The sequence below is a fragment of the Nonomuraea sp. LPB2021202275-12-8 genome, from assembly GCF_037044575.1.
GTDB lineage: Bacteria > Actinomycetota > Actinomycetes > Streptosporangiales > Streptosporangiaceae > Nonomuraea.
The window spans coordinates 1-8,350 of sequence record NZ_JBAHWD010000079.1 but is presented as its reverse complement, the minus strand read 5'-3'; the positions used below and the strand labels follow the sequence as shown (position 1 = coordinate 8,350).

4 protein-coding genes are annotated in these 8,350 nt (G+C 65.4%); all 4 read right to left on the bottom strand.

The window, feature by feature from the left end:
• Positions 1-165: 165 nt before the first annotated feature.
• Positions 166-2,268 (bottom strand): right-handed parallel beta-helix repeat-containing protein, encoded by a 2,103-nt coding sequence (locus tag V5E28_RS48390; RefSeq protein ID WP_336217080.1) that lies wholly within the window; start codon positions 2,266-2,268, stop codon positions 166-168.
• Between the two features lie 132 nt (positions 2,269-2,400).
• The gene (locus V5E28_RS48385) at positions 2,401-3,645 is read right to left on the bottom strand and encodes a hypothetical protein (RefSeq protein ID WP_336217079.1); all 1,245 of its coding nucleotides are present in this window, start codon (positions 3,643-3,645) and stop codon (positions 2,401-2,403) included.
• A 7-nt stretch (positions 3,646-3,652) separates the two neighbouring features.
• Positions 3,653-4,792 (bottom strand): M23 family metallopeptidase, encoded by a 1,140-nt coding sequence (locus V5E28_RS48380; protein WP_336217078.1) that lies wholly within the window; start codon positions 4,790-4,792, stop codon positions 3,653-3,655.
• Between the two features lie 504 nt (positions 4,793-5,296).
• Positions 5,297-8,002 carry an ATP-binding protein gene (locus V5E28_RS48375; protein ID WP_336217077.1) on the bottom strand — a complete coding sequence of 902 codons (2,706 nt, stop codon included), beginning with the start codon at positions 8,000-8,002 and terminating at the stop codon, positions 5,297-5,299.
• Between the last annotated feature and the right edge of the window lie 348 nt (positions 8,003-8,350).

The following is an 8,350-nucleotide window of genomic DNA, read 5'->3' as shown; positions in this document are numbered from 1 at the left end:
AGCCATCGCTCAACCCCATCCCCACGCCCGGTGACCAACGCTGATCACCTGACATAGCGGGACGGGGTATCGCGAGATAGATCAGAAGGACACCAGCCACCTGGAACCTGCCGTGCGGTGTGAGCAGTGGGCGGTGCTTGCTGGTGCCCAGCAGTGAGGCCGCGACTACTGGTCGGCCACCACGATGTCGTCGAGGTTGAGCCGATCGCCGGCGCTACCGTTGGCGCTTTGCAGGTTCAGCGTGACGGTGGCGGTCGTCGCCGGCGCGGTGACTTGCGCGGTGAACTCCTGCCAGTTCGTAGTCAGGCCACTGAACGGGACCACATCAGTTCGGAGAAGCTGCCCGTCGGCGTCGAGCCACAGCACTTTGAGGGTCGCGCCGGAAATTCCGGTGGTGCCCTGCTTGGCCCATACGCTCACCCGCTTGGCGCCCGGGGTGGCCGTGAACCCGGGCCAATTGTCCAACTGCACACCCCATCCTCCGCCCTCGGTGACATCGATCTGCAGGCCATAGGTGCCGGTATGGGCAGCGTTCGCGGCTCGCTGCACAGTGCTCTTGTACCAGGGGGCCCATTGACCGACCGAACCCTCGAGAGTCGCTGTGTCCTCGTCGAGCGCATTGGGGACGGGAGGCGGGTCTGACCCGCCGTTGAGGGTGCTGCCGACATCCTGGTTGTAGGGCGCCGAACGCCACGCATTCCATGGGATCGACTCGCCCCAGCCCTTGGCGAATTTCCAGTCGCCGACATAGGTGTTGTCGTGGAAGCTGTTGCCGCTGTTGTACATGACACTCTGCTGGATCTCGGCGACCGTATAGGGCATCCATGGCAGGTTGTTGTCGCCCTGGGCGTACAGAGCCTGCACACCGCAGTAATCTCCGGCGCACGGCACGTTTGATTCATCGAAGCGAAACTCGTTGTCGAAGACCTTGACGTTGCGCGAGCTCCAGCGGCAATCGGTGCGGTAAGGCGCGTTCGCGATGGATGTGTAGCAGGGATGCGTGGCGTTGATCGGATCGAGGTAGTCGTAGTCGTAAGGCGGTGGGATCACCGTGGGGGCGACGAACGGGGTGCAGTAGGTCTTGCTGGTGTTTCCGTTGGAGTTGCAGAAGCGATTCGTGTTCTCGAAGATCGAGATGCCCGAGAAGTTATCGTCGAAATAATTGTTGTTGATGTTGAGGTTCGTGCTGCCGCTTACGCCGGACGCAAGCCGGGAGTCGCCGCCGGATTCCGAGATGTAGATAGCCGGTGCCGGCGATCCTAGGTTGTCGTTGCCGCTGACCCAGGCGTTTCGCTTGAAGACGTTGCGCGTGATTGTCGCGTTGTAGCTGATCTCGTACCAGATGCCGATGCTCTGGTTGTCCTCGATCCAGTTACTGTCGAAGAGAAAGTCGATGTTGTTGGTGTCGGCCCAGAGGCCGACACTCAGATTGTCGTGCACATAGTTCTCCGTGACGGCGGCTCCCTCGACGTCCCAGAACTTCACTCCGCCGGTGCAACCGCAACCGTCGATCCGGGTCTCCCAGTCGTCCTGGTTGTTGCCGGCTATCTCGTTGTTGTGCACGATGATGTCTTTGATCGCCGAGTCGCCCTCGACCTGCGGCTTGTACATGCTGATCCCGTACTGCCCGTTGTCCTTCAGGCAGCTATGGCGGATCGTGTTGGAGCTTCCGAGGAAGACCGCAGCGCCGTCGTTATGGTGTGCATAGAGGTACTCCATCAGCCAGCCGTCGGCTGCGTCGTGATTGATGACGCCCTCGTTGTTGTTGTCCAGTCCACGGCCGAAGTTGCGGATCTCGAGGTAGGCGATGCGTACGTTCGTGGCAGAGCCGGAGAACGCGTAACGATTGGCGTTCATGCCGTCCAGTACGGCGCCTGGAGCTCCTATGTAGGTACTGCCCATACCAGGAGTTATCTGACTGAATTCGCCGGCACCCAACGTGTGTATTCCTGGCGCGAACCAGTAGGTCTTGCCGACCTGGCCGAAGTTGAAGCCGTTGTTGTTGCCCGCCGGAACCTCGATTGCACCTGCCGGCGCGGTGGACGGTCCGGCATTCCATTGGCCGCCCTCGCAGATTTGCAGAGCAGTCGGTAAGTCCGCGTACCAGCCGCCGGGTGCGCGACCCGCCGAGGCGTCGGCGCCGGCAGCATGCCCGACCATCGCATTTGCGACGTTGACGACAGCGAGTAACGTGACTATGACAAGAAGGCGTCGCATAAAGCATCCCCTCGTTCGATTGGTCAACGTCGGGCCGGCGTAGAGCAGCACAGCCTCAGCTCGGCTTCATCGCAGCGCGACAACGATCCGTAGGACGAAGAACAAGCTTGAGCCGGGTGACCGTTACGCCTGGAGCGCTGGGAGCCGGGAGGTGAATTCCTCCCGGCGACCCACCATACGTTGCTATTCGAATTTGCCAATGGCCGGCCGGTCGCCCAGAGAGCCGTCGCCCAGGACGACGGGCTGGGCCGACAGATCGGCCATGCGGATGTGGAAGGTGCTCGTGGAGGGGCGGTAGACGGCCAGATTCGTGTACCGGCCGGCTTGGAAGTGACCCGGTGCCGGAAGGTCGCCGGGATTGCCGAACGGGATCTTGTCGACCTTCCCACTGGCCCAGCGGATGTAGAACGCGCCTTCCGACCGCCGGTAGACGGCCAGGTTGTCGAAGTTGCTGTTCTCGTAATGACCGATCGCCGGAACGTCGCCCTCCCGGGCATTCGGGAACGGCACGGTCATGGTCGATCCGTCCTCCTTCCGGATATAGAACGTCCCGTTCGACGGCCGGAAAACAGCCAGATTGTCGTACCTGTTGCTCTCAAAACGACCTGGGGCCGGCAGGTCACCCTTCGTTCCGTCGCCGAATCCGATCCGCAGCGGATCGCCGTTCGCCTTGCGGATGTGGAAGGCGCTGTCCGACTGCCGGTAGACGGCCAGATTGTCGAAGTTGCTGTTCTCGTAGTGGCCGACGGCCGGCAGGTCGTTCCGCAGACCGAACGACACCTCCATCGGGGGGCTGGCGCCATTGAGTTTGCGAATGAAGAACTTGGCCTGTGCTGATCGATAGACGGCGATGCTCGAAGGCGATCGATCCCACACGGCGCCGGCGATCAGACTACCGTCGTGGGCCTCCGGCTGATACCTCTCCGGATAGCCCGAGCGTTGTACGGCCTGGCACACCTCGCCGATCGGGCGCGTCGCCCAGCTGCCGTTCGGATATATCCGGAGCATTTCGTTGAGAAACGCGTTGGTGGCCGCGACCGGGTCGTTTCTATTGATGTTCGGATATGAGCTTATGGTCTGCTGGAAGAGGCCGATGCTGCTGCCGTGTCCGGTGTTCAGGTTGTCCATCGTCGCTTCGACGATGATCGTCGTCAGGGCGATTTCCGCAGCTCTGAACGACAGGCCGCGGGAGCGGACGATTTCAGTAACGACTCTCGCACAGGAGATGCGGTAGGCCGAGAGTCCGCCCCGCATTCTCCCGTTCAGGGCGGGCGCCAGCTGGTTCGCGTTCCAGCCATCGGCCGCCGGCACGCCCCTGCCGTCGCATGGTAACGCAGCGAGCGCGGCCGGTGGAGTGGCCGCTGCCACGGTTCCGGGGACAGATAAGACGCCGAGGACGGTCATCACAATGGCAGCGGTTCTTTTCATTCGTCCCTCACTGGAATTTTCCGATGGCCGGCCGGTCGCCCTTGGAACCATCGCCGAATATGACGGGGAGGTCCGACAGATCCGCCTTGCGGATGTGGAAGGTGCTCGTGGAGGGGCGGTACACGGCCAGATTCGTGTACGGGCCGCCTTCGTAGTAGCCCGGTGCCGGGTAGTCGCCGGGATTGCCGAACGGGATCTTGTCGACCTTTCCGCTGGCCCAGCGGATGTAGAACGCGCCTTCCGACCGCCGGTAGACGGCCAGGTTGTCGAAGTTGCTGTTCTCGTAGTGGCCGATCGCCGGAACGTCGCCCTCCTTGGCGTCCGGGAACGGCACGGGCATGGTCGACCCGTCCCCCTTCCGGATAAGGAACGTCCCGGTCGACGGCCGGAAAACAGCCAGGTTGTCGTACTTGCTGTTCTCGTAATGACCTGGAGCCGGCAGGTCACCCTTCGTTCCGTCGCCGAATCCGATCCGCAGCGGATCGCCGTTCGCCTTGCGGATGTGGAAGGCGCTGTCCGACTGCCGGTAGACGGCCAGGTTGTCGAAGTTGCTGTTCTCGTAGTGGCCGACGGCCGGCAGGTCGTCCTGCTGACCGAACGACACCCCCATCGGCGGGTTCGTGCCATCCAGTTTGCGAATGAAGAACATGGCCTCCGACGACCGGTAGAGCGCCAGATTCGACCGCGTTCCACAATTGTTGCTGGTGTGCTTGTACGTCCGGCCGTCGTAGCGCATGGCCACACCGTCGACCATGATGGCCGCCCGGACGCCGTCAGCGATCTGCTCGTAGTGCAGGTGCGGCCCAGAGGAATTCCCCGTGGAGCCGACCTTCCCCAGTTCCTGCCCCCTGGCGACGGCTTGCCCAGCCCTCACCGAGAACGCGCTGAGATGCGCAACCCGGCTCCGCCAGCCGCCCCCATGGTCGAGGACGACCTCGTTGCCGTAACCGCCGTTCGAGCCCGCCGACACGACGGTTCCGGCGGCGGAGGCGAGCGCCGGAGTGCCCAGATCCGCCGACCCGGCCACGTTGAAGTCAATGGCGTTCGCCACCTCGCTCGAATGGTGGAAGTAATCCCGGACTTGCCCGCAGGGCCAGGGCGCCCGGAAATCTGGCCGCGGCCCTGCGGCCGTTCCGGAGGCCGCCATCGCGACACCTGGCGCGCCCCCCACGGCTAACGCAGTGCAAACCGCGACGACCAGGCCGGCCGCTCGCCGAACACTTCTCATGCCCGCTCCGTCCTGGAGAGTTCTTGCCAGTCGAGGGGCATGATGCCAACAGTCGACTTCTGATCGACTTCATGACCTCGATGCCGATCAGAAGCCCCGTACGACATCCGTAGATTGCGTGGTAGCGGGTCGCTTCGTTCGGCGGCAGTGACTGATCAGAGCGCGGGGTTTGGTGGGCTTTGCCGGAATTGGACCAGGCCAGGACGTGCTCGATCGCGTTGGTGGCGGGCACGAGACGGGCGAAGACACAGCAGATCTCGGCCAGGGATGGCCGGATCAACCGGCCTGGAGTCAGCTGGGGCTCTCCCGGTGTTGTGGGTCTTCCCTCAGGTCCGCGGATCAACGATCAGGGGCATCCAGCCAGCCGCGCGGCCCGCACGCAGGGCGTCACCCCAACACGCCGGACATGAACGATCTCCCTTCTCAAACACGAACTCGGGCGTCCAGCAGTGTGCGGATCTCGTCGGCCTCGGGGCTGCCCATGTCGGTGAACAGCGCCAGAGCTTCCTGCCAGCGGCGTACGGCCGTCAGGAGATCGCCGGTGTCGCGAAGCGCACAGCCCAGCACCTGCAGGGCGCGGGCGGCCCCGAGGCCGCAGCCGGTCTGCTGGTGCAGCTCCAGCGCCTGTCCGGCGTGCGTGAGCGCCTGGTCGTGGCGGCCGAGCCGGTGGTGGGCGGCGGCCAGCGTGGTGTGGGCGTGGCCTTGGAGGATGCGCATGCCGGCCGCGGCTGCGATACCCAGCGCGTGCCGGGCGCCATCGAGGGCCTGGCAGGGCTGGTCGAGGGCGAGATGAACGTCGGCCAGCCCCAGCCGCGCGCCGGCTTCGGTCGTGCGGCTGAAGATCTGCTGAGCCAGCTCGAGGGCCCGCCGGTAGTGATCACCAGCGTCATGGGCCTGGCCGAGATGCAGGTGAATCCTGGCCAGGACGATACGGACTCTGGCCTCCGTGTAGGGATCGCCGATCTCGCTGGCCAGCCGCAGTGCCTCCTGGGCCGTGACCAGCGCCTCCTGAGGGTGGCCGGCGTCGCACGTCACCGCGGCGAGGGAGCGCAGGAAATAGGTTTGGCCGAACCGCGCGCCCAACTCCTCATAGAGCCGCACTGCGCTGGTGAGGTGCTGGCGGGCGGTCTCCAACTGCCCCAGATCGTGGTCGATCTCGCCCAGGGCGCCCAGCACGATCGTCTCCCCGATGTGTGAGCCGAGCTGCTGATACAGCCTGAGCGCCTGGTAGAGGTGGGCGGCGGCCTCACGCAACTGGCCCAGCTCCCGCTCGGCCAGGCCGAGGTCGAGCAGACTGTCGGCCTGCCCGCCCAGCCAACCGCTGTCGCGGTACAACAACACCGCCCGGGCCAGCTCCTCGGCGGCCTGCCGGAGATCGCCCGACAACAGGGCGACGATTCCCTGGCAGCCCAGGGCGGCGGCCTGGCCCTCGGCCCAGCCGACCTGCCGGGCCAGGGTGAGCGCTTCGGTGAGATGTCGGCGGGCCGACTGAGGGCGGCCGGCGGCCCGCTCGGCTTGGCCGAGGCTGAGGCGGCCGAGAACCTGGGCGCGTGCGTCGTTGGCGACAGTGGCGGCCTCGAGCCCGGCCTGAGCGACCAGCTGCCATTCCACCATGGGACGCCGCTGCCAGAAGTATTCACGCAGCGCGTCGGCCAGCCGCCAGGCGGCCGGATGGGGGCCGTGGTCGGCGGCGTATTGGGTGGCGGCGACCAGGTTGGCCAGCTCGGCTTCGAGCCACGCTGCCGCCTCTGACAAATCGGTGAACGCTGTTGGGAAGGTGGTGCCGGCCGCCGGTGAGAGGGGCAGCCGCATCGCCTGCGGGTACAGCAGCCCTGCGGCTGTGTCGACCCCGCCCACGTACCAGTCCAGCAGCCGTTCCAGGGCGGCTTCGCATTCCACGTGGCCGTCGTCCAGTTGTGCGCGCTGGCGCGCGTACACCCGCAGCAGGTCGTGCATGCTGTACCGGTCCCGGCCCTGTGGCTGCACCAGGTGCGCGTCCACCAATTCGCTCAGCGCCCGTCTCGCATCCCCCACCTCGATGTCTGCCAGCGCTGCAGCACCTGTGACGCAGACGTCCGGCCCGGGGATCAGACCCAGCAGCCGGTACAGCCTTTGGCGCTCGGGGGCCAGACGGTTATAGGAGTGGTCGAAGGCCACCCGGATGGCTGCTTGGGGATCGTGGGCGACCGTCAGGCCGTCCAGCCGGTCCTCGTTCTGCAGCTCGGCCAGGTACTCGGCGATCGACTTCTCCGGGCGGCCGGTGAGGTTGGCCGCGGCGATTCGCAAGGCCAGTGGCAGGTAGCCGCACACCTGCGCCAGCGCGGTCACGGCCTCAGGCTCGGCCGCCACCCGCTCCTGCCCGAAGGTATGCGTCAGCAGCACCGCTGCCTCGTCAGGGTCAAGTACCCCAAGGGTCAGCCGGTGGGCACCGTGGGTGGCCGCCAGCCCGGTCAGCCGGTCACGGCTGGTGACCATCACCATGCATCCCCGACCGCCGGGCAGCAGTGGGCGGACCTGCTCGGCGCTGTAGGCATTGTCCAGCATCACGAGCACCCGCTTGCCGGCCAGCAGCGATCGGTACAGCCCGGAGGCCTCCTCCAGATCCGTCGGGACCTGGTCGGCCGTGACGCCCAGGCCGCGCAGCAGCATGGCCAGCACCTGCATCGAAGAGAGCGGCGGCCCTGGTGCGTAGCCCTGGAGATTGATGTACAGCTGTCCGTCAGGAAAGCGGTCGGCCATCCGGTGCGCCCAGTGCACCGCCAGCGCGGTCTTCCCCACGCCCCCCATCCCATCGATAGCTGCGATCACCACCATGCCCGCAGCGTGGGCCTCGTCCACGAAGGACAGTTCCCGCGTACGGCCCACGAACGCCGCCATATCAGGAGGCAGTTGCCGCGGCATCACCACCGGCGTGGGACGCGAACCTTGCAGACTAGGGTTTGCCGTACTGATCAAAAGTGACGATTCCTCGGCGTCCAGGCCCAGCGCCTCGGCCAGCAAGCGCAGCGATGAACCACGCGGCCGGCGCAGCTCGCCCGCCTCCAGCCGGCGTACGGTTCGCTCATTGAGCCCCGCCAGTCCCGCCAGTTGGTTCTGGGTCAGCAGCGCCCGCTCACGCCAGACGCGCAACAACGAACCCAACGTCGTCTTTTGCGCCGGAGGGTTCTCCTGACCATTGTTGCCTGCTTCTAATGGCATAGACGCCCCTCCTCGCTCCCTCGTCCCTGACCAGGCAGAGACTACACAAAACCGGCCTTGCCCCTGATGAACCGCTCCAGCTTTCTTGGAGGCGACCCCGTGAAACCCAGGGCACATCACCCCGAAGCCCGAGCTCCGCGGTGAGTAGTCACACGGAAGCCCGGAAACGGCATCTGACCAGGCTTAATGGAGTTACTGACGAGTTGCGGCACATGCCTACAGCACTGCTGGACGCTCAATCGCCTCTGACCTGCATAGATGCCGTTTGTCCTCAAGAAG

What these genes read in the sequence shown, in the direction of transcription:
- V5E28_RS48385 (WP_336217079.1), bottom strand. Translation starts at nt 3,645, where the DNA reads ATGAAAAGAACCGCTGCCATTGTGATGACCGTCCTCGGCGTCTTATCT.
- V5E28_RS48380 (WP_336217078.1), bottom strand. Translation starts at nt 4,792, where the DNA reads ATGGCGGCCTCCGGAACGGCCGCAGGGCCGCGGCCAGATTTCCGGGCG.